The 23504-nt window shown below is 64.9% G+C and carries 16 protein-coding genes; 9 read left to right on the plus strand and 7 right to left on the minus strand.

Features of this window, described 5'->3' with window-relative positions; translation table 11 throughout:
- Window positions 1-36: 36 nt before the first annotated feature.
- Both AC1POX_RS09740 and AC1POX_RS09745 read right to left on the minus strand, forming a co-directional pair.
- Window positions 37-387: a ribonuclease E inhibitor RraB gene (locus AC1POX_RS09740; protein WP_003481909.1), complete on the minus strand. Its 351-nt coding sequence runs from the start codon at window positions 385-387 to the stop codon at window positions 37-39.
- Window positions 388-398: 11 nt separating this feature from the next.
- A complete protein-coding gene (locus AC1POX_RS09745; protein ID WP_002813792.1) occupies window positions 399-1025 on the minus strand; it encodes a glycine cleavage system transcriptional repressor in 627 nt (208 codons plus the stop codon).
- A 93-nt stretch (window positions 1026-1118) separates the two neighbouring features.
- On the opposite strand from AC1POX_RS09745, the gene dapA reads away from it, so the two are divergent.
- Window positions 1119-2027 (plus strand): 4-hydroxy-tetrahydrodipicolinate synthase, encoded by a 909-nt coding sequence (gene dapA, locus AC1POX_RS09750; protein WP_011347123.1) that lies wholly within the window; start codon window positions 1119-1121, stop codon window positions 2025-2027.
- Window positions 2028-2043: 16 nt separating this feature from the next.
- Window positions 2044-2562: a hypothetical protein gene (locus tag AC1POX_RS09755; RefSeq protein WP_008574742.1), complete on the plus strand. Its 519-nt coding sequence runs from the start codon at window positions 2044-2046 to the stop codon at window positions 2560-2562.
- Window positions 2563-2681: 119 nt separating this feature from the next.
- Here AC1POX_RS09755 and fdxA read toward each other — a convergent pair whose 3' ends face one another.
- The 5 genes from fdxA to AC1POX_RS09780 form a co-directional block, all read right to left on the minus strand.
- A complete protein-coding gene (gene fdxA / locus AC1POX_RS09760) occupies window positions 2682-3005 on the minus strand; it encodes a ferredoxin FdxA (protein WP_003481917.1) in 324 nt (107 codons plus the stop codon).
- Between the two features lie 83 nt (window positions 3006-3088).
- A complete protein-coding gene (locus AC1POX_RS09765) occupies window positions 3089-3967 on the minus strand; it encodes a 2-dehydro-3-deoxygalactonokinase (RefSeq protein ID WP_372357044.1) in 879 nt (292 codons plus the stop codon).
- On the minus strand, window positions 3964-4875 hold the full coding sequence (locus AC1POX_RS09770) for an SMP-30/gluconolactonase/LRE family protein (protein WP_046932056.1): 912 nt from the start codon (window positions 4873-4875) through the stop codon (window positions 3964-3966). Before AC1POX_RS09770 ends, AC1POX_RS09765 begins: the two co-directional genes overlap by 4 nt.
- Entirely contained in the window at window positions 4869-6017 is a 1149-nt protein-coding gene (dgoD, locus tag AC1POX_RS09775) for a galactonate dehydratase (protein WP_008574447.1), read from the minus strand. The genes AC1POX_RS09770 and dgoD overlap by 7 nt, the downstream gene beginning before the upstream one ends.
- Window positions 6014-6646, minus strand: a complete 633-nt coding sequence (locus tag AC1POX_RS09780) for a 2-dehydro-3-deoxy-6-phosphogalactonate aldolase (RefSeq protein WP_008574445.1) — start codon at window positions 6644-6646, stop codon at window positions 6014-6016. The genes dgoD and AC1POX_RS09780 overlap by 4 nt, the downstream gene beginning before the upstream one ends.
- Before the next feature lie 414 nt (window positions 6647-7060).
- On the opposite strand from AC1POX_RS09780, the gene AC1POX_RS09785 reads away from it, so the two are divergent.
- The 7 genes from AC1POX_RS09785 to AC1POX_RS09815 all read left to right on the plus strand — a co-directional run bounded on the left by AC1POX_RS09785 (window position 7061) and on the right by AC1POX_RS09815 (window position 23416).
- A complete protein-coding gene (locus tag AC1POX_RS09785; RefSeq protein WP_007966740.1) occupies window positions 7061-8032 on the plus strand; it encodes a LysR family transcriptional regulator in 972 nt (323 codons plus the stop codon).
- A 254-nt stretch (window positions 8033-8286) separates the two neighbouring features.
- Window positions 8287-11223, plus strand: a complete 2937-nt coding sequence (locus tag AC1POX_RS09790; RefSeq protein ID WP_014089998.1) for a TonB-dependent receptor — start codon at window positions 8287-8289, stop codon at window positions 11221-11223.
- A gap of 338 nt (window positions 11224-11561) precedes the next feature.
- Window positions 11562-14282, plus strand: coding sequence for a TonB-dependent receptor (locus AC1POX_RS09795; protein WP_218539630.1), 2721 nt, complete (start codon window positions 11562-11564; stop codon window positions 14280-14282).
- A 111-nt stretch (window positions 14283-14393) separates the two neighbouring features.
- Window positions 14394-16649, plus strand: coding sequence for a WD40/YVTN/BNR-like repeat-containing protein (locus AC1POX_RS09800; protein ID WP_029819228.1), 2256 nt, complete (start codon window positions 14394-14396; stop codon window positions 16647-16649).
- 88 nt (window positions 16650-16737) lie between these two features.
- Entirely contained in the window at window positions 16738-18654 is a 1917-nt protein-coding gene (locus AC1POX_RS09805) for a sialate O-acetylesterase (protein ID WP_136733766.1), read from the plus strand.
- Between the two features lie 11 nt (window positions 18655-18665).
- Window positions 18666-20411: a GH35 family beta-galactosidase GalD gene (galD, locus tag AC1POX_RS09810; protein WP_372357045.1), complete on the plus strand. Its 1746-nt coding sequence runs from the start codon at window positions 18666-18668 to the stop codon at window positions 20409-20411.
- 101 nt (window positions 20412-20512) lie between these two features.
- Complete coding sequence (locus AC1POX_RS09815; RefSeq protein ID WP_136733764.1) at window positions 20513-23416, plus strand: TIM-barrel domain-containing protein; 2904 nt, start codon at window positions 20513-20515, stop codon at window positions 23414-23416.
- Window positions 23417-23504: the final 88 nt, after the last annotated feature.

Below are 23504 nucleotides of genomic sequence, written 5' to 3' on the forward strand. Positions count from 1 at the left end.
CGTTGCTCAGCCCAAAGTGGAGGGGCGACGGCGCGGTCAGGCCGGGCCGACGTCCATCCCATCATAAGCAGCCACATGGAAGCGTTTGGCAAGTGCGTCGAACTGCGCATTGCGCTGATTCAGCGACTCGATGGTGTGATGTTCTTTCTTGTCCACATGCAGGAAGTACGACTCTTCGTCATCGCCGTCGTCTTCGTCGCGTTCGCCGAGGAAAATGTCGATGACGCGATAGCCGTCCTGGGTCAGTTGCTCGGCGAGCTTCTGCAGCGGCTCCTGCGCAGGATCGGCGAAGAAGTATTCCCAGCGCAGCGGGCCGTCGAGATTCCAATCGGTCTCGGAGCGGATGTGGTCGAACATCTGTTTTAGCGCAGAGATCGCGATGGCCATTGATGGGTGCCTCAGAACTTCATCGGGTCCATGATCGCGTCGAGATTGAGGTGATCACAGAATTCCAGGAAATCATCGCGCAATGCGGCGATGTGCATGTTGGCCGGCACGCCGATCGTCACCTGCGCCGAAAACATCTCCGCGCCGGTCTGCATGGCGCGGTAGCGCGTGCTCTGCAGGTTTTCGATGGTGATGCCCTGGCGGTCGAAGAAATCGGCCAGCTGGAACAGGATGCCCGGCTTGTCGGCGGCGATCACTTCGACGATGTAAGGCAGCAGGTTGGACTGGGTCTGCTTGGGGCCGGTGCGATACCACACCAGTTTCAATCCTTCTTCGCGTTCGAGCCGGGTCAGCATGGCTTCGAGCTTGGCGACCGAATCCCAGGAGCCGGTTGCCAGTGCGGTGACCGAGACGTCGCGCCCCACCGTGGCCAGACGGGCGTCCACGAGATTGCAGCCGCTGTCGGCGATGCGGCGAGTGACGGGCAACAGGGGGGACTCCGGATGCGTCGTGTAGGCGTTGATCAGGAGGTGATTTTCGGTCGGCGAAGGCCGGGGTGTAGAGTCGGTCAAAGGGGCTTCCGGCATTGCATCAGGCTGAATGGCCGCCCGGGCAGGCGCCCTGGCGGTGACCAGCATACTTGCCCGTGGTTTCGCGCCGCAAGTAACATGCAGGCGGTCGCAACCCGCGTGCGCGCGGGCCTTTTCCTGTCACGTAAGAGCAGCAGAATCTTGTCCCTTTCCGGCATCATCACCGCGCTGGCGACCCCCTTCGGTCCCGATGGCGCACTCGACCTGGATGCCTGGCGGCGGCTGCTGGAGCAGCAGTTGCACGGCGGCGTGCAGGGAATCGTGGTTGCTGGCTCCACCGGTGAAGCGGCCGCACTGAGCGACGACGAATACGACACGCTGCTGCGCGCGGCTGTGGCACAGGTCGCCGGCCGGGTGCCGGTGCTTGCCGGCACCGGCTTGTCCGGCACGGCAAAGACCATTGCGCAGACACGTCGTGCTGCGGCGCTGGGCGCGCAGTACGCGCTGGTGGTGACGCCGCCGTATGTGCGTCCGACCCAGGCCGGGTTGAAGGCGCACTTTCTGGCGGTGGCCAACGAAGGTGGCCTGCCGGTGGTGCTGTACAACGTGCCGGGCCGTACCGGCTGCGACCTGCTGCCGGAGACGGTGGCCGAGCTGGTGGGTCATCCGAACATCGTCGGCATCAAGGAAGCACGTAGCGAGCCCGAGCGCATCGCTGCACTGGTGGCGCTACGCAGCGACAGTTTTGTGGTGCTCAGCGGCGACGATGGCAGCGCGGCGCACGCGATGTTGTCCGGCGCTGCCGGGCTGATCTCGGTCGCTTCCAATGCCTTGCCGGCGGCGTACCGGCGCCTGTGCGATCTGGCCCGCGATGGACAGCGCGATGCTGCCACCGCCTGGGACGCGCGGTTGAGCGAATACCACAGCTTCTGCGGAATCGAATCCAATCCCATTCCGGTCAAGGCGCTGCTGCAGCGCGCCGGGATCGGCCACGGCCTACGCTTGCCGCTGCTGCCTCTTTCTGCGGCGCACCAGCCTGCTGCCGACCGCCTTGCCGCCGACGCCATTGCGTTGGAAGCGCTTTCCAGCCGCGAAATGCTCGCGGCCTGACCCAGGAGATCTATCGATGCGTCATTCCGTTTCCCCCGTCCGCGTGCTGTCGCTCGCGTTGCTGGCGACCGCCACTGTCGCTGCCACGAGCGGTTGCAGCTGGTTCCACAAGGGCGCGCGCGGCGACTATGCGCTGGCGCCGGAAGCCCGTCCGCTGGAAGTGCCGCCGGACCTGAACCTGCCCGACACCTCCGGTGCGATGAAGGTGCCGACGCTGGCCTCCACCACGCAGCAGAACAGCAACACGCCGCCGTCGGCGAGCGCCAACAGCGGTTTCACCGTGCCGGGCGAGCGCGACGAGGTGTTTGCCAAGGTGGGCGCGGCGCTGGCCGATATCCCGGGCCTGACCATTGCCAGCAAGGCCCAGATGCTCGGTTCCTACGATGTGAGCTACGAAGGTTCCAGCTTCCTGGTGCGCGTGGTCAAGGTCGATGCGGGCAGCTATGTGTCGGCCGTGGACCCGCGCGGCATGCCGGCCACGGCGGCTGCGCCGGTGGCGGTGATCTCCTCGCTGAAGAGCAAATTGGGCGGCTGAGGCCGGTTCGGTTTGCTGGATGGCAAACGGGCGCCTTGGGCGCCCGTTTTGCGTTAGTGCCGAGTGCACTGTGAGGTGCGTGCAGCGGTGTAGCTCCGGGCCGCGCCCGGTCGTGCAGCTCAGCGCTGCAGCAGCGGCAACTTGTTGGGCTTGCCATCCCATTCGGCGGCATCCGGCGCCGGCTCCTGGCGCACGGTCAGCACCGGCCAGGCCTTGGCGAGTTCGGCGTTGAGTGCCACGAAGGCTTCCTGGCCCGCCGGCACGTCGTCTTCGGGGTAGATCGCGTTGGCCGGGCATTCCGGCTCGCACAGGGTGCAGTCGATGCACTCGTCCGGGTCGATGACCAGGAAGTTCGGGCCGACGTGGAAGCAATCCACCGGACAAACCTCGACGCAGTCGGTGTATTTGCACTTGATGCAGTTTTCGGTGACAACAAAAGGCATGGCGGAATCCGGCGTTTAGCCTTCCAATTCTAAAGCAGTCGCGTGATGGGTGTGGAATTGTCGGCGTTTTTCGTGCCGGGCTGTCAGGCCAGTCCGCGCTGCCTGGCCAGCGCGAACAACCCTGCTGCAGCCAGATCTTCCGGATGCAGCCGGCTTTCGACGCCCAGGTGCTGCAGTGCCAATGCGTAGCGTTGCGCCAGCGCAGGGCTGCCGACCAGATGCACGATGGCGTGGGCGCCGCGGTGCGCGCGCAGTTCGTGGCCGATCAGCACGCCCGAGAGGTAGGACGGCAGCGCCGCGGAGGACAGGCATTCGAACAGGCCGAGCGTGCGGGTGCCGAACAGGTGGTGGCTGAGGCCGCCGGGGTCGTTGCTGCGGTCGACACCTTGGAGGAATGCGTCAGCGTCCAGCGCGGCATGATCGTCGTCCATCAGCTTGCCCAGGATGCTGTGCTGACGCAGCACGGCGTACAACTCGCCGGTCATGACGGTGGCAAAACCCGTCAGCTGGCCGTTGGCGATCTGCGCCCATTTGCTGTGCGTGCCGGGCAGGCAGGCGACATGCGCGCCGTTGCCGAGCGCGGCGATCAGCCCGACCAGTTGGGTTTCTTCGCCACGCATCACATCGGGCACGCCGGCCTGTTCGCCGGTGCTGACGCCGGGCACGAACCACAGTGCGCGGCCGGGCAACAGGGCGTCGTAGCAGCGCATCGCCTGGGCGAGCGCGGCGGTGTCGGCCGGGCAGGGCAGGTAAGGTTGCTCGACCCAGCCATTGCGGCTGCCGATCATGCCCGAGAGCAGCAGTGGGCCGTCCCAGCCGTCGACCAGGCCAGCCAGCACTGCGTCGAAGCGGCCCTGGCAGGCCAGGATGCCGTCGCTACCGCGGCGTTGCGCAACGACCTTGCCGTCGGCATCGAGCAGATAGCCACGCAGGCTACTGGTGCCCCAATCGATGGCGATCATGCGCTCGCCACCCGGCTTTCGGGCAGGCCCGCGATGGCGAGGTCGCAGACAAACAGGCTGCCGGCTTCGGGCATGCGCGCGAGTTCGTCGGCGCTATGGTCCAGGCGCGAGCTGATCACATGCAGGCGGTCCAGTGCCGCGCCGCCGAAGGCGCTGCAGGTGGGATGCTTGATCGGCAGCTGCACGATGCGCTCCACGCTGCCGTCGGGGCGATAACGCACTACGCGCGACGCACGCCATTGCGCGTTCCACAGGTGGCCTTCGCTGTCGATGATCGAGCCGTCCGGCTCGGCGTCATCGCGATCGAGGGTGGTGAACACACGCGTGTTGGTGGTTTGCGCCGTCTGCGGGTCGTAATCGCAGCACAGGATCTGCGGGCGCACCGAATCGCAGTAATACATGGTGCGGCCGTCGAGGCCGAAGCAGATCGAATTGGGGATCGAAACGCCCGGCAGCGGCAGGGCGCGCAAGCCGTGCTTCAGCGAAAATTGGTAGAACGCACCGCGTGCGGCCTTGCTGTCGTGCTCGTCCATGGTGCCGAACACCAGGTTGCCATGCCGGTCGACGCGGCCATCGTTGCTGCGCGTGAGCGGGTTGTCCGCTTCCACATCGGCCAGTTTCTCGAAGGGCAGCGCGTCTTCTTCGACGGTGTCCGGATCGACAATGCCGATCGCCTTGGCCAGCGCGACTAGCACGCGGCCGTCGTCCATCAGGCCGATGCAGCCGGGGCGGTCGGGCAGCGTCCAGTAGCGCGACTGCGCGCTGGCCGGGTGGTGTCGCCACAGGCGTTTTTCGCTGATGTCGACCCAGTACAGCGCCTGGCGCTGCTCGCACCACAGCACGCCTTCGCCATGCGTGCAGCGACTGTCGACCGCCAGCACGGCGGTGTGTTCGGGCGTGCTTACCATTCGGCGATGCTGCCATCACTGTGGCGCCACACCGGGTTGCGCCAGTCCGGCGGATTTTCGTTTGCGCGCTTGAGCATCTCTTCGTCGATCTCCACACCGAGCCCAGGTTTGGGCAGGGCCGCAATGCTGCCATCCACGCAGTGAAAATCGTCTTTGTTGATGACGTAATCGAGCAGGTCGGCGCCTTCGTTGTAGTGGATGCCGATGCTCTGTTCCTGCAGCACGGCGTTGTGCGAAACGAAGTCCACGTGCAGGCACGCGGCCAGTGCGATCGGGCCGAGCGGGCAGTGCGGGGCAAAGCCCACATCGTAGGCTTCGGCCATTGCGGCGATCTTGACGCATTCGGTGATGCCGCCGGCATGCGACAGGTCCGGTTGCACCATGCCGATGCCGCCGGCGCACAGCACGTTCTTGAATTCGAAGCGCGAGAACATGCGCTCGCCGGCGGCAAGCGGAATGGAAGTGCTGGCGGCCAGGCGTGGGTAATACTCGGCCTGTTCGGCCAGCACCGGTTCCTCGACGAACAGTGGCTTGAACGGTTCGAGCTCGCGCAGCAAGGCCTTGGCCATCGGCGCGCCGACGCGGCCGTGGAAGTCGATGCCGAAGTCGATGCTGTTGCCGAAGGCTTCGCGAATTTCCGCCACCTTGACCACCGCCGCATCGACCGCGCGCGCGCTGTCGATCAGCTTCATTTCTTCGGTGCCGTTGAACTTGAAGGTGTCAAAGCCCAGCGCGCGATAGTCGGTGATCTGCTGGATGATGGCGCCGGGGCGGTCGCCGCCCACCCAGCGGTAGGTCTTCATGCGGTCGCGCACCAGCCCGCCCAGCAACTCGTACACCGGCACGCCCAGCGTCTTGCCCTTGATGTCCCACAACGCCTGGTCGATACCGGCGATGGCGCTCATCAGGATGGCGCCGCCACGATAAAAGCCGGCGCGGTAGAGGGTCTGCCACAGGTCGTTGATGCGCGCCGGATCCTTGCCCACGACATAGCCGGCCAGTTCGTGCACGGCGGCCTCCACCGAACGCGCGCGGCCTTCGATGACCGGCTCTCCCCATCCGGTGATGCCCTCGTCGGTCTCGACCTTGAGGAACAGCCAGCGCGGCGCGGCGTGGTAGGTGGTGAGGCGGGTGATCTTCATCCTTGCAGTTCCTGGTAGGCCTGCACGAAGGCGCGTGCATGCGTCTGGGTTGTCTGGAGCGATTGGCCGGGCTTGTACAGTTCGCCACCGATGCCGGCGCCGGCAGCGCCCTGGGCGATAAAGCCGGCCAGGGTCTGCGGGCTGACGCCGCCCACCACGTAGACCGGGATGTGCGTGGGCAGCACCGAGCGCAGCGCGCGCACATGCGCGGCGCCATAGGTCGCGGCCGGGAACAGCTTGAGAATGGTTGCGCCGGCGTCGATGGCGTCGAACGCCTCGCTGGCGGTGGCGAAACCAGCCACCACGGTCAGGCCGCGCGACACCGCGTGACGGATCAGGCTGGGGCGCGTATTCGGGGTGACGATAAAGCGCGCGCCGATCTCGACCAGGGTGTCGACATCGTCATTGCGCAACACGGTGCCGGCACCGATCCAGGCGCGCTCGCCATAGGCCTGTTGCGCCAGCGCGATGCTCTGCTCCCAGCGCGGCGAGTTGAGCGGGATTTCGATCGCATCGAAGCCGGCGTCGATCAGTGCGCCGACATGGTCGAGCGTCTCTTCCGGCGTGATGCCGCGCAGGATGGCGACCAGGGGCAGGACGAACGGGCTGGCGGTGGTATCTGAAGTCATGCGGTTACTCGCGGTAGAGCGGAAAGCGGCGGTTGGCGACCGGGTGGCCGGCAACGTCGGGGGAGGCTGCGCGACTGCGGGTCGTGGCATGGCGGCCGATGCGCAACATGGGAGCAGAACGTGTGACGACGAAGGCGATGGATTCCGACCTTGAGGGAGCGCCGCCTGGACACGCGTGCGCCGTCCTACGGCCTGCAATCGGCGGGCATGATGCCGTCATCGTTCTCCACCTCCGCATATTGGGCTGCGTGTTGCCGCCCGCGGACGGGCAGGTCACGTCTGTTCTGACCGCGCCCGGGAGGTAGGGGCTCCTGCTGCGGCGTTCGATAGCCTCGCGCGGGGAGATATGTGCTGCAAATGAAATTTTCGGCATATTCTATTCCTCCGACGAATACACGGCCGCAACCGCACGCTATGGCAAATTCCGGTACTCCCTGGTTCAACGCAGCCCGGCTCAAGACGCGCCAGCTCCTGCTGCTGCTGCATTTGCACGAACAGCGCTCGGTGTTGCGCGCGGCTGAGGCCGCTAGCATGACGCAACCGGCCGCGTCCAAGCTGCTGGCGGAAATGGAAGACATGCTGGGGGTGAAATTATTCGAGCGGCATGCCCGTGGCGTTGAGCCCACCTGGTATGGCCATGTGCTGATCCGGCGCGCGCGCGCGGCCATGTCGGAGATTGGGCGGGCGCAGGAAGAAATCGCCGCGCTACGCGCCGGGCGCATGGGCCAGGCTTCGATCGGCACGGTGGTCAATCCGGGCACCAACCTGGTGCCGCAGGCCATCGCCGAGGTCAAGCGCGAGTTTCCGGACATCCTGGTGCGTGTGGAAATGGACTACAGCCGTCCGCTGGTGGCCAAGTTGCTGGACGGGCAGCTGGACATCGTGATCGGGCGCATCCTCGGCCCGGAAGGGGTGGGCGAACTGGAATTCGAACCGCTGGCCGACGAGCCGCATTCGGTGATCGCGCGTGCCGGGCACCCGCTGGCCAGCCGCGCCGGCCTGCAGCATGCCGATCTGGTACGGCATGGCTGGATCTTGCCGCCCGCCGACAGCGTGTTGCGCGCGCGCCTGGATTCGATGTTCATGGAGCACGGCGTGCAGACGCCGACCAATGCCATCGAAACCTCATCCCTGCCGGTCACCTCGACCCTGCTGCGCGGCACCGACATGCTGACCGCCCTGCCGGTGGAATCGGTGGCGCCGTTGATCCAGGCGAAATTGCTCACCGTGCTGCCGATCGAACTGGGCGTGCGGATGGAATCGTTCGGCATCATCCGACGACGCGACTACATCCTGCCGCCCGGTGCCGAGCGCATCTTGCAGGCGTTGCGCACCACGGCCCGACGTCTGTATCCCGCGCTACGCGTGCCGGACTCCCTTGCCTGACCAATGCGTCCCTCGCTATTCCGCAGCGGAATAGCAGCCTGTGAAATTTTCATTGGCTGGCGCTGCGTGGTGCGCCTATACGTGTGAGCCAGATCGCATGCTGAAGCGCACGTAACGTCGGGCACGCGATCGGCGGCCAAGCCGCCTGCTGGAGGGAATTGACGGGCGACATCGCCCGTTTTTTGCGTGATCACGCCGCGCGTCTGCGCGGCGACAACCCGTTTCAATCGTCTTGCGTCCTGGGAGGGATTCAGATGTACCAGTGTTCCAGCCATGCCTCGGCAGGTACGGGCGTGTTCGCCCGTCGTTTGCCTTCGTTGCGCCGTTCCGCCATGGCCATCAGCATCGGGCTCTTGCTCGCTGCGCCGGTCTATGCGCAGCAGGCGCAGTCGTCCCAGAATGCTTCCTCGAGCACCGCGAGCAAGGCCACCGACCTGGATGCGGTCGAAGTGCGCGGCGTGCGCGCCAGCCTGATCAAGTCGCAGTCGATCAAGCACGATGCCGAACAGATCGTCGATTCGGTCAGTGCCGAGGACATCGGTGCGTTGCCCGACCGCAGCGTCACCGAAACCCTGCAACGGGTGAGCGGCGTGACCATCGATCACTTCATGGCGCGTAACGATCCGGACCACTTCTCTGCCGAAGGCAGCGGCGTGATGATTCGCGGCATGACCCAGGTGCGCGGCGAGCTCAATGGCCGCGACAGCTTCAGCGCCGCTAGCGGCCGCGGTCTGAGCTTCGAGGATGTGCCGGCCGAACTGATGGCAGGCGTGGACGTCTACAAGAACCCGTCGGCCGAGATCATCGAAGGCGGTCTGGGCGGGACGGTCAACCTGCGCACGCGCATGCCGTTCGACCAGCCGGGCCGGGTGATCGGTGCGACCGCCGACGTGAACTACGGCGATTTCAGCAAGACCTACAAGCCATCGGGCTCGTTTCTCTTCAGCGATCGCTGGAACACCGGCCTCGGCGAGATGGGCTTGATGGTGGATGTGGCGCATTCGGAACTGGCCACGCGCAGCGATGGCATCCAGGTCGAGCCGTTCGTGCGTCGCACCGATGCGGCGCTGCTGGAAGGCACCAGCTTCGACAAGGTCTACGTGCCTGGCGGCGTCAACTGGCGGCAGCTCGATTTCGAGCGCAAGCGCAATGGCGTGGCCGGCGCGTTCCAGTGGCGGCCTAGCGACGACACCGAGATCTACGTGCAGTACATGCGCTCCAGTTACGACATGAACTGGCAGGAGCGCGCGGCGTTCTTCAACGACGACACCAACGCGATTGGCCCGGCCCCCGGAACGCAATTTACCTACGATGCCGACGGCCGTTTCGTCAGTGGCTCGCCGGCATCCAGTTCCTGGCGCGGCAACGTCACCGGCAACGATGGCGTGCGCTTCTACACCAACAACCGCTACGCGCAGCAGAGCACGACCACCTCGGATTTGTCCGGCGGCTTTACCCACAAGCTCACCGGCAACCTCACCGTGCGCGGCGACATGCAGCTGGTGCGCTCGGAAAGCGATTCGCTGGACTTCACCCTGTTCGATTCGATCTACCTGCCGGGCCTGACCTTCGATCTGAGCGGCAAATATCCATCGGTCGGGATTGCCGACAGCACCTACACCAGCAACCCCTCCAATTATTTCTGGAGTGCGGCCATGGACCATCTGGCGAAGAATCGCGGCCGCGAACTGGCCACGCGCTTCGACCTGGAATACGCATTCGACGACAGTGCCTGGCTGCGCACCTTCCGTGCCGGCATCCGCGCCACCGACCGCACCCAGATCAACAAAAACTCCGGCTACAACTGGGGTGTGATCAGCGATAACTGGGCGCAGATTCCCGACACCGCCAATGGGACCGGACTGGCCGATCTGGCCACCTACATGACCGGCACCTCGCAGCTGTATTCGTATTCCAATCTGTTCCGCGGCAAGATCGATGTGCCCAACAGTCTCTATTTTCCGAGCAACGCCGCAGTCAAGGACTACGCTGGTACCTCGAAGATGATCGAGCAGATCGTGGCGCTGCGCGGGTCGGGCTGGGCGCCGGACAAGTACCAGCTGCAGGACATCAACCGCCAGTTCGAACGCACCCAGGCCGCCTACGCGGTGATGTACTTCGGCAACGACGAAGCGCTGGGCGTGCCGGTGGACGGCAATATCGGCGTGCGCATCGTGCAGACCAAGACCGAGGCAAATGGCTACGGCCAGTTCCCCGACCTGTCGGGAAGCGCGGGTTCGGAAGAGCTGCGCGAGCAGTACACCGGGCAGTACTTCGCCAACAACGCCAAGGGCAGCTACACCAACGTGCTGCCGAGCTTCAACATGCGCTTCAAGTTCTCCGACGCGCTGCAGTGGCGTATCGCCGCATCCAAAGCGATGGCGCGCCCGGACTACACGCAGTTGCAGCCGTACCTGCTGCTTGCGGCAAACACCGAGTCCAACGGCACCGTTTCCAGGTGGACCGGTACTGCCGGCAATCCGAATCTGCAGCCGATGAAGGCCAATCAGTACGACACCGCGCTGGAGTGGTACTTCGACACCAGCGACATGATGTACCTGACGTTGTTCTACAAGAGCGTCAAGGATTACTTCTCCAACCAGACCGTCACCGAAAATTACGGTGGGCAGGACTGGCTGGTGACGCGTCCGTACAACATGGACAAGGGGCGCATCCGCGGCTTCGAATACGGCTACACGCAGTTCTTCGATTCTTGGCCGGGTTGGCTGAGCGGGTTCGGCGTCAATGCGAACTTCACCTTCGTCGACAGCAGCGGCGGCGCGAACACCGCCACCGACCCATACACCCAGACCACCGTCACCGGTGTGAGCCTGCCGCTGGAAGGCTTGTCGCGACGCAGTTACAACCTGGCCGGCATCTACGAAAAAGGGCCGCTTTCGTTGCGCCTGGCCTACAACTGGCGTTCGCGCTATCTGCTCACCGCCAGCGACGTGTCGACCAAGTTGCCGACCTGGTCGGACGATTACGGCCAGCTCGACGCCTCGGCGTTCTATCGCTTCAACCCGCATGTGCAGCTCGGCGTGCAGGCCAACAATCTGACCAACACGGTGACCAAGGTGTTGATGGGGCCGACGTCCTACACGGGGGGCGAGGTCGATAACCATCTGTATACGCGCAGCTGGTTCGTCAACGACCGGCGCTACTCGCTGGTGCTGCGCATGAACTGGTAAGTGCGGGCGATCACGCAGGCGACGTGCGCGGGCTCTCAGAGTTGAGCCCGCCACGTTCAATCTTGCGCCGTCACCCTGCGATGCCAGAGTTGCCGGGTTTTCTGGGGTTGTTATAGTTTTAGCGAATACCTTTCCAGGAATATTTCATTGGTCTGGCATGACGGCCGCGCCCTATGCTCCGGCCGCAGCTACCAGGTAAGCCCGCTCGGGTTTACACCGCATCTACGCAGCCACGGTCTTGCCGTCGGCAGATGCCAAGCCAGCACCAACGACGGGTCGGGCGCTCGCGCACCGGCCCGCTAAAAACTAGAAGTACATGCGTCCTGGGAGGGAGCACCATGTCAGTGCAACATCGCCACATTCCGGCAGGCCGGACTGTGGGTCAGCGTTCGATCCGTGATTTCCGCCGCTCCGTGATGGCCATCAGCGTGGCCACGCTGCTGAGCGCGCAGGCCTATGCGCAGGATGCGACCACCACCGCTACGCCGGCCTCGGCTGCGACCACGCAACAGCTGGACACCGTGCAGGTCACCGGTACCCGCAGCAGCGTGACCAAGGCGCAGTTGGTCAAGCAGAACGCAGAGCAGATCGTCGATTCCATCGTTGCCGAAGACATCGGCAAGCTGCCCGACAACAATGTGGCCGAAGCGCTGCAACGCATCTCCGGTATCCAGATTTCGCGCAACTATGGCGAAGGCAGCGCGATCGCCATCCGCGGCCTGACCCAGGTACGCACCGAACTCAACGGTCGCGACATCTTTACCGCCAACGACGGCCGGGGCCTGAGCTTCGAAGACGTGTCTGCCGAATTGCTCGGTGGCGTCAACGTCTACAAGAATCCGTCTGCCGACATGATCGAAGGTGGCCTGGGCGGCACCGTGGACCTGCGCACGCGCCTGCCGTTCGACTACGACGGCCGCAAGATCGCCGGCAGCGTGCAATACAACTATTACGACCTCGCCGACGACGGCAAGCCGGCGTTCTCGGGCCTGTTCAGCGATCGCTGGCAGACCGGCATCGGCGAGATCGGCATCCTGGTGAACTACTCGCAGCAGAAGAGCCCGTTCCGCCAGGACACCATTTCGATCGAGCCGTGGTACACCCAGACCGATCTGCCGGGCTACGAAGGGCAGGGCGTGTCGGTGCCGCACGGCGCCGGCATCAACACCACCGTCGGCGAGCGCGAGCGCAAGACCGGCGCCTTTGCGATGCAGTGGCGTCCGAACGATGCAGTGGAGGTCTATACGCAGGTGCTGCGTTCGGACTACGACTTCAGCTGGCACGATTATTCGTTCTTCGCGCTGACCGGCGCCAACCCGATGCAGGGCTTGCCTGGCATCCAGGTCAATAACCGCAACGAGTTCGTCAACGGCTCGTTCCAGAATGTGCCGACCGAATCCAATACCAGCCTGACCGAGCGCCACTCGGTGACCACCGATTACTCGCTGGGTGCCAAGTGGACGGTCAACGAAAAGCTGACCCTGAGCACCGACTTCCAGTATGTCGATGCCACCACCACCGGCACGCGCTACATCCTGTCCACCGGTCAGGTCACCAGCCCGCAGTTCAACGTCGATTTCCGGGGCGATCTGCCGCGCTTGTCGGTGACCGATGCCAGCGGTGCGGAAGGCTACCTGGCCGACGTCAACAACTACAACGGCTGGCGCTATCACCTGGACAACAAGGACGACAACAAGGGCACCGAATTTGCCTGGCGTTCGGATATGGATCTGGCCTTCGACAGCGACTTCGTGCGCAGCTTCAAGGCCGGTGTGCGTTACACCGACCGTGATGCCGAGACCAAGGGCAACATCTATCGCTTCATGTGCATCAACAACTGCGACGGCGCACCGTTTTCGCAGTACCCCGGCATCGGTGTGATGACCAATCCGATCACCGACTTCTTCCGCGGCCAGAGTCATGCCTTCGGGCCGACCCTGACGGCATCCGATGCGGCAGTGGCGAACTATCAGCAGACCCTGGCTGCCTTCGGTGCCAGCCCGCTGGAATTTGCCCCCAACAACATCAACACGCAGAACGAGAAGACCTACGCGGCGTATGGCGTGCTGCGCTTTGGCGTGGATGGCGACATTCCGTTCGATGGCAACATCGGCGTGCGCGTGGTGCGTACCGAAGTGGGCTCGCAGGGCGTGCGCACCGGTACCGATGCCGAAGGTGGTGGCCTGATTCCGGTGGATGCGCAGCAGACCTACACCGACGTGCTGCCCAGCTTGAACCTGCGTTGGATGCTGAGCGATCAGCTGCAATGGCGGTTTGCCGCCTCGCGCGGTATTTCGCGTCCGACCTTCGACAAGCTCAACCCGAACCTGAGCCTGAGCACCGGTACCTCGAACGGCGCTTCCACTTTCACCGGCACGGCGGGTAACCCGAGTCTGGAAGCGGTCAAGGCCGACCAGTTCGACACCGCGCTGGAGTGGTACTTCGGCCAGGGCTCGATGATGTACGGCACCCTGTTCTACAAGAAGGTGGAAGGCTTCATCGCCAACGCCGTCTTCAACGAGGTGTACGACGGCCAGGTGTGGCAGATCACCCGTCCGGTCAATGGCGATTCGGGCAAGATCCGCGGCGCCGAACTGGGTTACACGCAGTTCTTCGACTTCCTGCCGGGCTGGTTGAGCGGCTTCGGCCTGCAGACCAACTACACCTACGTCGACAGCGAGGCGCCGAGCCCCACCGCCACCGACACCAACGGCCAGTCGCTGACGGTGCCGCTGGAGGGCCTGTCCAAGAACAGCTACAACGCGATCCTCAGCTACGAAACGGCGCGCTTCCAGGGCCGTGTGGCCTACAACTGGCGCAGCGACTGGCTGGTGACCACGGCGGGCAACGGCACCGGCAACCTGCCGGTCTACAACAAGGGCTTCGGCCAGCTGGATGCCTCGCTGCGTTTCAACATCAATGATGTGTGGTCGATTTCGCTCGATGGCGTGAATCTGCTCGATACCCGTCGCGAAAGCTATCTGGGCACCGAGTCGCGCTACCGCGATTTCGTGATCAACGATCGTCGGTATGGCCTGACGTTGCGGGCCAGCCTGTAGAACGCGCCGTAGGAAGTGCGTCGCCGGTCCGGCGAGCTGTGCAGGCAGCTCGTTGGGCCGGTGTTTTTCCTATCGATGGCCAGGCCATCGATCGCGAGGGGAGCCGGAGGAATGATCGCCGTGATCGATCCGCCTACTAAGCGCCGTTTTTCCGCAGCGCATGCGTGGCTGACTGCTGTCTGCCTGACGCTGGTGGTGCTCTTCATGCCGTCCGAGGGATCTGCGGACGAGCCCGGCACGCCGGCACCGTATCAGTGGCACAGCGTGGCCATCGGGGGGGGCGGTTTTGTCACCGGCGTGCTGTTTCATCCGGCCGAACGCGATCTTGCCTATGCACGCACCGATGTCGGTGGTGCCTATCGCTGGGACGCGCAGGCGCAGCAGTGGGTCGCGCTGACCGATTGGTTGGGGGCCGACGACTGGAATCTGATGGGAATCGACGCCTTTGCGGTCGATCCTGCCGACCCGAACGCGCTGTACCTGGCTGCTGGCACCTACATGCACGAACGCGCCGGCAATGCGGCCGTGTTGCGTTCGTTCGATCGCGGGAAGCATTTCGAACGCGCCGATCTGCCGTTCAAGCTCGGTGGCAATCAATTGGGCCGCGCCAATGGCGAGCGGCTGGCGGTGGACCCGCACGACGGCCGTGTGCTGTTGCTTGGCTCGCGTGATGCAGGCCTGTGGCGCAGCGACGATCGCGGCGCGCACTGGACGCGGGTGGAAACCTTTCCAGCCGATGCACTGGCAGGGGCCACGGCACGCAACCATGTCGGAAACGAACAGGCCGTGGGCATCGCCTTCGTCGTCTTCGACGCCGCCAGCGGCCGTGCTGGCAATCCGACACCACGCATCTATGTGGGCGTTTCCACTGCGCAAACCAGCCTGTACGTCTCCGAAGATGCGGGGCGCACCTGGGCGGCCGTGGCCGGGCAACCCAAGGGGCTGCGCCCCAACCACATGGCCGGTAACAACGCTGGGCAGTGGTACCTGAGCTATGGCGATCACCCTGGCCCGGATCTGATGGCCGGTGGCGCGCTGTGGAATTACGACGCGATGCAGGGCCGCTGGCGCGAGATCAGCCCGATCCCGCAACCGGCGAGCGGCGATGGCTTCGGCTGGGGGGCGGTGGCAGTGGATCCGCAACATCCGCAGGTGCTGCTGACCAGCACCTTCCGCCGCCGCGCGCCGCGCGATGAGGTGTTCCGCAGCGATGACGGCGGGCGCAGCTGGGTTCCGCTGTTGGCGGGTGCGCAGTTCGATCACAGCGCCGCGCCGTGGACCGCGCACGCAACGCCGCACTGGATAGGCGCGCTGGCGATCGATCCGTTCGACGGCAACCACGCCCTGTTCGTCACCGGCTACGGCATCTGGGCCTCGCGCAACCTGCAGACGTTTTCAACGCAGCCGCCGCTGCAGTGGTGGTTCCAGGACCGTGGGCTGGAAGAAACCGTGCCGCTGGATCTGCTCAGCCCGATGGCCGGTGCGCACCTGCTCAGCGCGCTGGGCGATATCGATGGCTTCCGGCATGACGCGTTGGACACCGCACAGTTGCAGTATCTGGGCCCGCGCCTGACCAATGGCGAAAGCATCGACGCCGCCGGCCAGGCACCGCAGTGGGTGGTGCGCAGCGGCACCGTGCGCGATCGCCGCAACAACGAGATCCGCGCGCTGTATTCGCAGGACGGTGGCACGCACTGGGCTGCATTCGCCAGCGAACCGCCGCGCGGGCAGGGGGCAGGCACCATTGCCATTGCCGCCGATGCATCGCAAGTGGTGTGGGTGCCGGACCAAGGCGGGGTGTGGCGCACTGGCGATTTCGGCAAGCACTGGCAGCGCGTGCAGGGCTTGCCCGATACCGCGGTGGTGGTGGCCGACCGCGTCGATGCGCAGCGCTGGTATGCGGCCGATCGGGTGAGTGGGCGCCTGTACGAAAGCAGCGATGGTGCGGCCAGCTTTCGCGATACCGGGCAGCGGGTCGGCACCCCGGCGCGCGATGAACGTGCGCGCCCGCAACTGCGGCCCGACCCATGGCGTGCGGGTGTGGTGTATCTGGCCAGCCCGACGCTGGGCGTGATGCGTTGGCAGAACGGCCAGTTGCGCACGCTTTCCAAACCCGATGAAGCGCGCTCGTTGGGCATCGGCAAGGCGCTGCGTGCCGGCGCGCCCGCGGCCCTGTACTTGGCCGGGCGCGTGGCCGGCGTGGATGGCATCTTCCGCTCCGACGACGAAGGCGCCCATTGGCGACGCATCAACGACGATGCCCATCGCTTCGGCAAACCGTATAGCGTGACCGGCGACCCGCGGATTGCCGGGCGCGTGTACTTTGCCACCGGTGGCCGTGGCATCTTCTATGGCGATCCACGATGAGCGCCGCGTCGCTGCGCGCGTCATCGCGCTGTCTTACCGTGTACGGCGCTGCGCGCCGCCTGGCTGCGCCGACTTTGGAGATCACTGCATGACCGCTTCTTTCGTTCGTCGTGGCTGCCTGCTGGGCCTGGTGCTGGTCAGTCCGGCTGCCTGGGCGGTGCCAACGCTGCCGCTGCTGTTCGCCGATGGCGCCGTGCTGCAGCGCGATCAGCCGATGCCGGTGTGGGGCTGGTCTTCGCCCAACGCCGCGATCACGGTCAGCTTCGACGGCAAGCGCGCCACCGCCAAGGCCGACGCAACAGGGCAATGGAAGGTCAGGCTGCCTGCGCACGCTGCCGGTGGCCCCTACGTGCTGCGTGTGCAGGGCGACGGGGGCGAGCTGCAGGTGCGCGAGGTGCTGGTCGGCGATGTGTGGCTGGCCAGCGGGCAATCGAACATGGAATGGCCGTTGGCCCAGGCCAGCGACGGCCCGCAAGCGGTGGCCGCTGCCAACGATGCGCAGCTACGGCACTTCAAGGTGCCCAAATCGTGGTCGGTGCAGCCGCAGGTGCGCCTGACCGGTGGCGAGTGGAAGGCCGCAACGCCTGCCAACGCCGGTGAATTCACTGCGGTTGGCTATTTCTTCGCCAAGGAGCTGCGCGCCAGCACCGGCGTGCCGATCGGCATCGTCAACAGTACCTGGGGCGGCAGCGCGATCGAAGCGTGGATGGACGCTACGTCATTGGGCCTGAGTGCCGATCAGAACCAGGGCGCGATCGAGGCGATCAAGCAACGCGACGCCGCAGCGCAGGCCGCCACCGGCAAGCGCATCGCGCGTTGGCCCAAGGTGGAAGGCGAGATGCCGCAATGGCGCGAAGCGGCGTTCGACGACAGCGACTGGGACAGCATCCCGGTCACCAAGCAATGGGAATCCAGTGGCTACGACGGCATGGACGGCATCGCCTGGTATCGCACCACCATGACGCTCAGCGCTGCCGAGGCCAAGGCCGGCATCACCTTGGGCGTGGGCCAGATCGACGATTCGGATACCACCTACGTCAACGGCCAGCAGGTCGGCAGCACCGAAAAGCAATGGAACCTGCCACGCGTATATCAGGTGCCGGCTGCAGCGCTCAAGGCCGGCGTCAACCACATTGCGGTCCGCGTGGAAGACCTCAGCGGCGGTGGCGGCATGCATGGCCCGGATGAACAACGCTTCGTGCAGACCAGTGCCGGTGCCAAGCGTGCGCTGGGCGGCTGGAAATTCCGCCCGGCCGCGGTGCGGGTGTCGTTGACCGACAACAAGAATCAGCTGCCCACGCTGCTGTACAACCAGATGATCCATCCGCTGCAGCCGTTCCCGGTCAAGGGCGTGATCTGGTACCAGGGCGAAACCAATGCCACCGACACCGGCGCGGTGAAATACCGCGAGCAGTTCGCAGCGATGATCCGGCAATGGCGTGCCGAGCGCGGCGACAAAACGCTGCCGTTCCTGTGGGTGCAGCTGGCCAACTTCAAGGCCGGTGGCGACACGGGTGAGCTGAGCCCGTGGGCACTGTTGCGCGAGTCGCAGTCCAAGACGCTGGCGCTGCCGGCAACCGGGCAGGCGGTGATCATCGACATCGGCAACCCCACCGACATCCATCCCACCAACAAGCGCGATGTCGGTCATCGCCTTGCGCTTGCTGCACGCCATGTGGCGTACGGCCAAACGCTGGTGTACAGCGCGCCGGTATTCAAGCGCGCGCGCTTTGACGGCGGCAAGGCGGTGCTGAGCTTCGACTTGCAGGGCAGTGCGCTGCAGGTGCGTGGCGGCGGTGCCGTGCAGGGATTTCGTATTGCCGGCGCCGATCACCGCTTTCACCCGGCCAGCGCGCAGATCGAGGGCGACCGCGTGATCGTGCGCAGCGATGCCGTCGCCGCACCGGTCGCGGTGCGCTACGGCTGGAGCGAAAACCCGGACGACGCCAACCTGATCAATCGCGACGCCCTTCCTGTTTCCCCCTTCCGCACCGATACCTGGTGACACGGAGTCTTATGTCCATGCATTCCCCCGTTGCACGTGCCATGTCCCATTCCAGCGCACGGCGTTGCCTGCGCCCGCTGCTGCTGTCCGCGCTGACGCTGGCCCTGGCTGGCTGCCAATCTGGCGACAAGGGCGATGCCGGCAAACCTGCTGCAACCAACGCTGCTGCTGCAAGCACCGCTGCGGCAACGCCGGACAACGCGCAGGCGCCGGCTGCACAGACGCCCATGCCGCAGTTCGTCAGCAAGGACGGCAAGCATGCGTTGATGGTCGACGGTGCGCCGTTCCTGATCCTGGGCGCGCAGGTCAACAACTCCAGCAACTACCCCGGCATCATGGACAAGGTGTGGCCGGCCATGCAGGTGCTCGGCCCCAACACCGTGCAGGTGCCGATCGCCTGGGAACAGGTGGAGCCGGAAGAAGGCAGGTTCGATTTCTCCTTCGTCGATACGCTGCTGGGCCAGGCGCGCGAGCACAAGGTACGCCTGGTGCTGTTGTGGTTCGCAACCTGGAAGAACAACGGCCCGCAGTACGCGCCGCATTGGGTCAAGACCGATAACCAGCGCTTCCCGCGCGTGGTCACCCGCGAAGGCAAGTCGATCGGTTCGTTGTCGCCGCATGCGCAGGCCACGCTGGATGCCGACCGCAAGGCGTTCGTCGCCTTCATGCAGCACCTGAAGAAGGTGGACCCGCAGCACACCGTGATCATGATCCAGCCGGAGAACGAGGCGGGCACCTACGGCAGCGTGCGCGACTTCTCGCCGATGGCGCAGAAGCTGTTCGACGGCGCAGTGCCGGACGAGTTGATCAAGCGCATGAACAAGCAGCCGGGCACCTGGGCGCAGGTGTTCGGTGCCGATGCCGACGAAATCTTCCACGCATGGTCGATCGGCCGTTACATCGACCAGGTAGCCGAAGCGGGCAAGGCCGAGTATCCGTTGCCGATGTACGTCAATGCCGCGCTGCGCGGCCCGTTCAATCCAGGCCAGCCCGGCCAGTACGCCAGCGGTGGCCCCACCGACAACGTGCTGGATGTCTGGAAGGCGGCCGGCGCGCATATCGACCTGCTGGCGCCGGACATCTACATGCCCGAATACCGCATGTACACCACGGTGCTGGAACGTTACGCACGCCCGGACAATGCGTTGTTCGTGGCCGAAACCGGCAACCGCCCGGAATACGCGCGCTATCTGTACCCCACGCTGGGCCATGACGGCATCGGCTGGTCGGCCTTCGGCATCGACTACACCCGCTATTCCAACTATCCGCTCGGTGCCAAGCACGTCAACGAAGAGACGCTGGCGCCGTTCGCGCTCGGGTTTCAGGCGGTCAGCATGGGCATGCGACCGTTCGCCAAGGCCGCTTCCGAAGGCAAGCTGCATGGCACTGCCGAAGAACCCGGCCAGGCCGTGCAGGAGCTCAAGCTCAACGACCGTTGGAGCGCCACCATCACCTATGGCGTGCCGCAATTCTGGTTCAAGGGTGACCCGCCGGGTAACCCCGAACCGATCGGCGCCGCGTTGATCGCCGAGCTGAGCCCGGACGAATTCCTGGTCACCGGTTACCACGCGCGCGTGACCCTGCATCCGGCCAGCGACGCCACCGCCAACATGATCTACGACCGTGTCGAGGAAGGTGTGTACGAAGGCAACGATTGGAAATTCCAGCGCAACTGGAATGGCGACCAGACCGATTACGGCGTCAACTTTTCCAGCGTGCCGCAGCTGCTCAAGATCAAGCTGGCAACCTACAAATAAGCGCGCCTGCCACAACGCCGCGATGCCGCGACGGCATCGCCTCGCCTTACCCATGCGCTGCCGCCCCCGCGGCACCGTTTCGTCATTCAAAGGGAGTGATCATGCAAACCACCATCCGTTCCGCCGGCGCCGTGCCTGCCAACCGACGTACGCCACTGGCCCAGTGCCTGGCCTTGTCGCTGGCCCTGTTGGCCAACGCCGCGCATGCGCAGGAAGTACGCAAGGCCGCCGATGGCGTCACCGTGGTGCCGAGCGCCAAGGGCGCCGCGCCGGTGCGCCTGCAAGTGGTCGACAGCGGCATCATCCGCGTCAGCGCAGATCCGGACGGCGACTTCGCGCGCAGCCCCAGCCTGATGCGCGTGCCGGTGCAGGGCGACACCGCGTTCCAGATGGCCGAGCAGGGCGACAGCGTGCAGCTGAAGACCGGCAAGGTCACTGCCAGCATCTCCACCGTCGATGGCCATGTCAGCTTTGCCGATGCCAACGGCAAGCCGGTGCTGTCGGAAGTGGCCGGCGGGCGCAGCTTTGCGCCGTTGAAGGCCGAGGGCAAGCAGTACCTGAGCGTGCGCCAGCGCTTCCAGTCGCCCGCTGACGAAGCGCTGTACGGCTTCGGCCAGCATCAGCAGGGCTGGATGAACCAGAAGGGGCGCAACGTCGAGTTGCAGCAGAACAACATCGACATGGCGGTGCCGTACCTGGTGTCCAGCCGCAACTACGGCCTGCTGTGGGACAACAACTCGATCACCCGCCTGGGCGACCCGCGCGGCCTGCAGCCGCTGCCGAAGACGCTGAAGTTGTACGACGCCAAGGGCAAGGCCGGCGCGCTGACCGCGCGCTATGCGATCAACGGCAAGCAAATCCTCGAACGTCGCGAGAGCGAGGTGAACTACCAATACCTCAGCGATCTGCCCAAGTACCCGAAGAAGGCGATCACCAAGGACAAGAACAGCCGCATGCAAGTGACCTGGGAGGGCGAGATCGAAGCGCTCACCGGTGGCGAACACACCTTCTCGCTGTATTCGAGCGAATACGCCAAGTTATATGTGGACGGCAAGCTGGTGATCGATCGCTGGCGCCAGAACTGGAACCCGTGGAACCACGAATTCAAGCTCGATCTCGAGCCGGGCCAGCGCCACACCGTCAAGATCGAATGGGACCTGATCGACCCCAGCTACATCGCGCTGCTGCATCGCGACCCGCTGCCGGCCGCCGAAGCGAAGGATCTGTCGTTGTGGTCCGAAGCCGGCCAGATGATCGACTACTACTTCGTCTCCGCCGATTCGTACGACCAGGCAGTGGCCGGCTACCGCGAACTCACCGGCAAGTCGACGATGCTGCCCAAATGGGCCTACGGCTTCTGGCAGAGCCGTGAGCGCTACAAGAGCCAGGACGAGCTGGTGGGCGCGGTGGCCGAATACCGCAAGCGCAAACTGTCGTTGGACAACATCGTGCTCGACTGGTCGTACTGGCCGGAAGACGCCTGGGGCTCGCACGATTTCGACAAGCAGCACTTCCCGGACCCGGACGGCATGGTCAAGGCCGTGCACGACATGCATGCGCAGATCATGATTTCGATCTGGCCCAAGTTCTATCCCACCACCGCCAACTACAAGGAGCTGGACGCCGCCGGTTTCATGTTCAGGCGCAACGTGGAAGTGGGCGAACTGGACTGGATCGGCAAGGGCTACAAGAACTCGTTCTACGACCCGTATTCGGAAAAGGCGCAGGCGATCTATTGGCGCCAGATCAACGAAAAGCTCAACAGCAAGGGCTTCGATGCCTGGTGGATGGACGCCGACGAGCCGGACGTGCATTCCAACCTGGACATCGCCGAGCGCAAGGCCCGCACCACGCCCAACGCGCTGGGCTCGTCCACCGAATACTTCAACTCCTACCCGTTGCCACACACGCATGGCGTGTACGTGGGCGACCGTGCGGCCGACGACAAGCGCGTGTTCATCCTCTCGCGCAAGGGCTATGCCGGCACCCAGCGCAATGCGGTGGCAGTGTGGAGCGGCGACATCGTGTCGCGCTGGGACGACATGCGCGACCAGATCTCCGGTGGCGTGAACATGGCCCTGTCGGGCCTGCCCAACTGGACCTTCGACATCGGCGGCTTTGCGGTGGAGAAGCGTTATGAAGACCAGGATCCGGCCCACCTGCCGGAATGGCGCGAGCTCAACACGCGCTGGTTCCAGTTCGGTGCGTTCGTGCCGATCTTCCGGTCGCACGGCCAGTTCCCGTACCGCGAAATCTGGAACATCGCACCGGAAGGTACGCCGTTCTACGAGAGCATGGCCTACTACAACCGTTTGCGTTATGCGTTGCTGCCGTACATCTACAGCCTGGCCGGCGACACCTACCAGCGCGATGGCGTGATCATGCGCGGCATGATGATGGACTTCCCGAGCGACCCCAAGGTGCGCGACATCAACGACCAGTACCTGTTCGGGCCGGCGTTCCTGGTCGCACCGGTAACCCGCTTCGGCGCCACCTCGCGGCAGGTGTATCTGCCGGCCGGCAGCAGCTGGCTGGATTTCGCTACCGGCAAGCGTTACGAGGGTGGCCAGAGCATCGAAGCTGCCGCACCGATCGAGCGCATGCCGTTGTTCGTGCGTGCCGGTTCCATCGTGCCCACCGGCCCGGTGCAGGAATACGTCGACCAGGTGCCGGATGCACCGCTCACCGTGGTGGTCTACACCGGCGCCGATGGCCAGTTCTCGCTGTATGAAGACGATGGCAAAGGCTACGGTTACGAGAAGGGCGAGTTCAGCCGCATCCCGCTGGTCTGGAATCAGGCCAAGGGCGAGTTGAGCATCGGCAAGCGCGAAGGCAGCTGGACCGGCATGCAGGCCAAACGCACCATCAACGTGCGCTTCGTCGACGGCCCGCGCGAGGATGCCGGCGCGCTCGCGCCCAAGACCGACGCCAGCATTCAGTACGACGGCAAGCCGGTCAGCGTGTTGCAGCGCAAGATTGCGTCGGGCAAAGCGCGTCGTCGATGATCGCAGGCTGTCTTCAGTCGATGAGCACCCAGATGCCGGAACGCCGCAAGGCAGGCGCGCGCGGTTCCGGTCAGTCAGCACGGCGGTT

It is taken from the genome of Xanthomonas sp. NCPPB 3442 (assembly GCF_056725145.1).

Bases quoted from the DNA above. Each gene is read 5' to 3' on its own strand.
- AC1POX_RS09780 (WP_008574445.1), bottom strand. From the start codon at position 6,646: ATGACTTCAGATACCACCGCCAGCCCGTTCGTCCTGCCCCTGGTCGCC.
- AC1POX_RS09815 (WP_136733764.1), top strand. From the start codon at position 20,513: ATGCAAACCACCATCCGTTCCGCCGGCGCCGTGCCTGCCAACCGACGT.
- AC1POX_RS09740 (WP_003481909.1), bottom strand. From the start codon at position 387: ATGGCCATCGCGATCTCTGCGCTAAAACAGATGTTCGACCACATCCGC.
- AC1POX_RS09770 (WP_046932056.1), bottom strand. From the start codon at position 4,875: ATGGTAAGCACGCCCGAACACACCGCCGTGCTGGCGGTCGACAGTCGC.
- AC1POX_RS09805 (WP_136733766.1), top strand. From the start codon at position 16,738: ATGACCGCTTCTTTCGTTCGTCGTGGCTGCCTGCTGGGCCTGGTGCTG.
- AC1POX_RS09800 (WP_029819228.1), top strand. From the start codon at position 14,394: ATGATCGCCGTGATCGATCCGCCTACTAAGCGCCGTTTTTCCGCAGCG.
- fdxA (WP_003481917.1), bottom strand. From the start codon at position 3,005: ATGCCTTTTGTTGTCACCGAAAACTGCATCAAGTGCAAATACACCGAC.
- AC1POX_RS09755 (WP_008574742.1), top strand. From the start codon at position 2,044: ATGCGTCATTCCGTTTCCCCCGTCCGCGTGCTGTCGCTCGCGTTGCTG.
- galD (WP_372357045.1), top strand. From the start codon at position 18,666: ATGTCCATGCATTCCCCCGTTGCACGTGCCATGTCCCATTCCAGCGCA.
- AC1POX_RS09785 (WP_007966740.1), top strand. From the start codon at position 7,061: ATGGCAAATTCCGGTACTCCCTGGTTCAACGCAGCCCGGCTCAAGACG.
- dgoD (WP_008574447.1), bottom strand. From the start codon at position 6,017: ATGAAGATCACCCGCCTCACCACCTACCACGCCGCGCCGCGCTGGCTG.
- AC1POX_RS09765 (WP_372357044.1), bottom strand. From the start codon at position 3,967: ATGATCGCCATCGATTGGGGCACCAGTAGCCTGCGTGGCTATCTGCTC.
- AC1POX_RS09795 (WP_218539630.1), top strand. From the start codon at position 11,562: ATGTCAGTGCAACATCGCCACATTCCGGCAGGCCGGACTGTGGGTCAG.
- AC1POX_RS09745 (WP_002813792.1), bottom strand. From the start codon at position 1,025: ATGCTGGTCACCGCCAGGGCGCCTGCCCGGGCGGCCATTCAGCCTGAT.
- AC1POX_RS09790 (WP_014089998.1), top strand. From the start codon at position 8,287: ATGTACCAGTGTTCCAGCCATGCCTCGGCAGGTACGGGCGTGTTCGCC.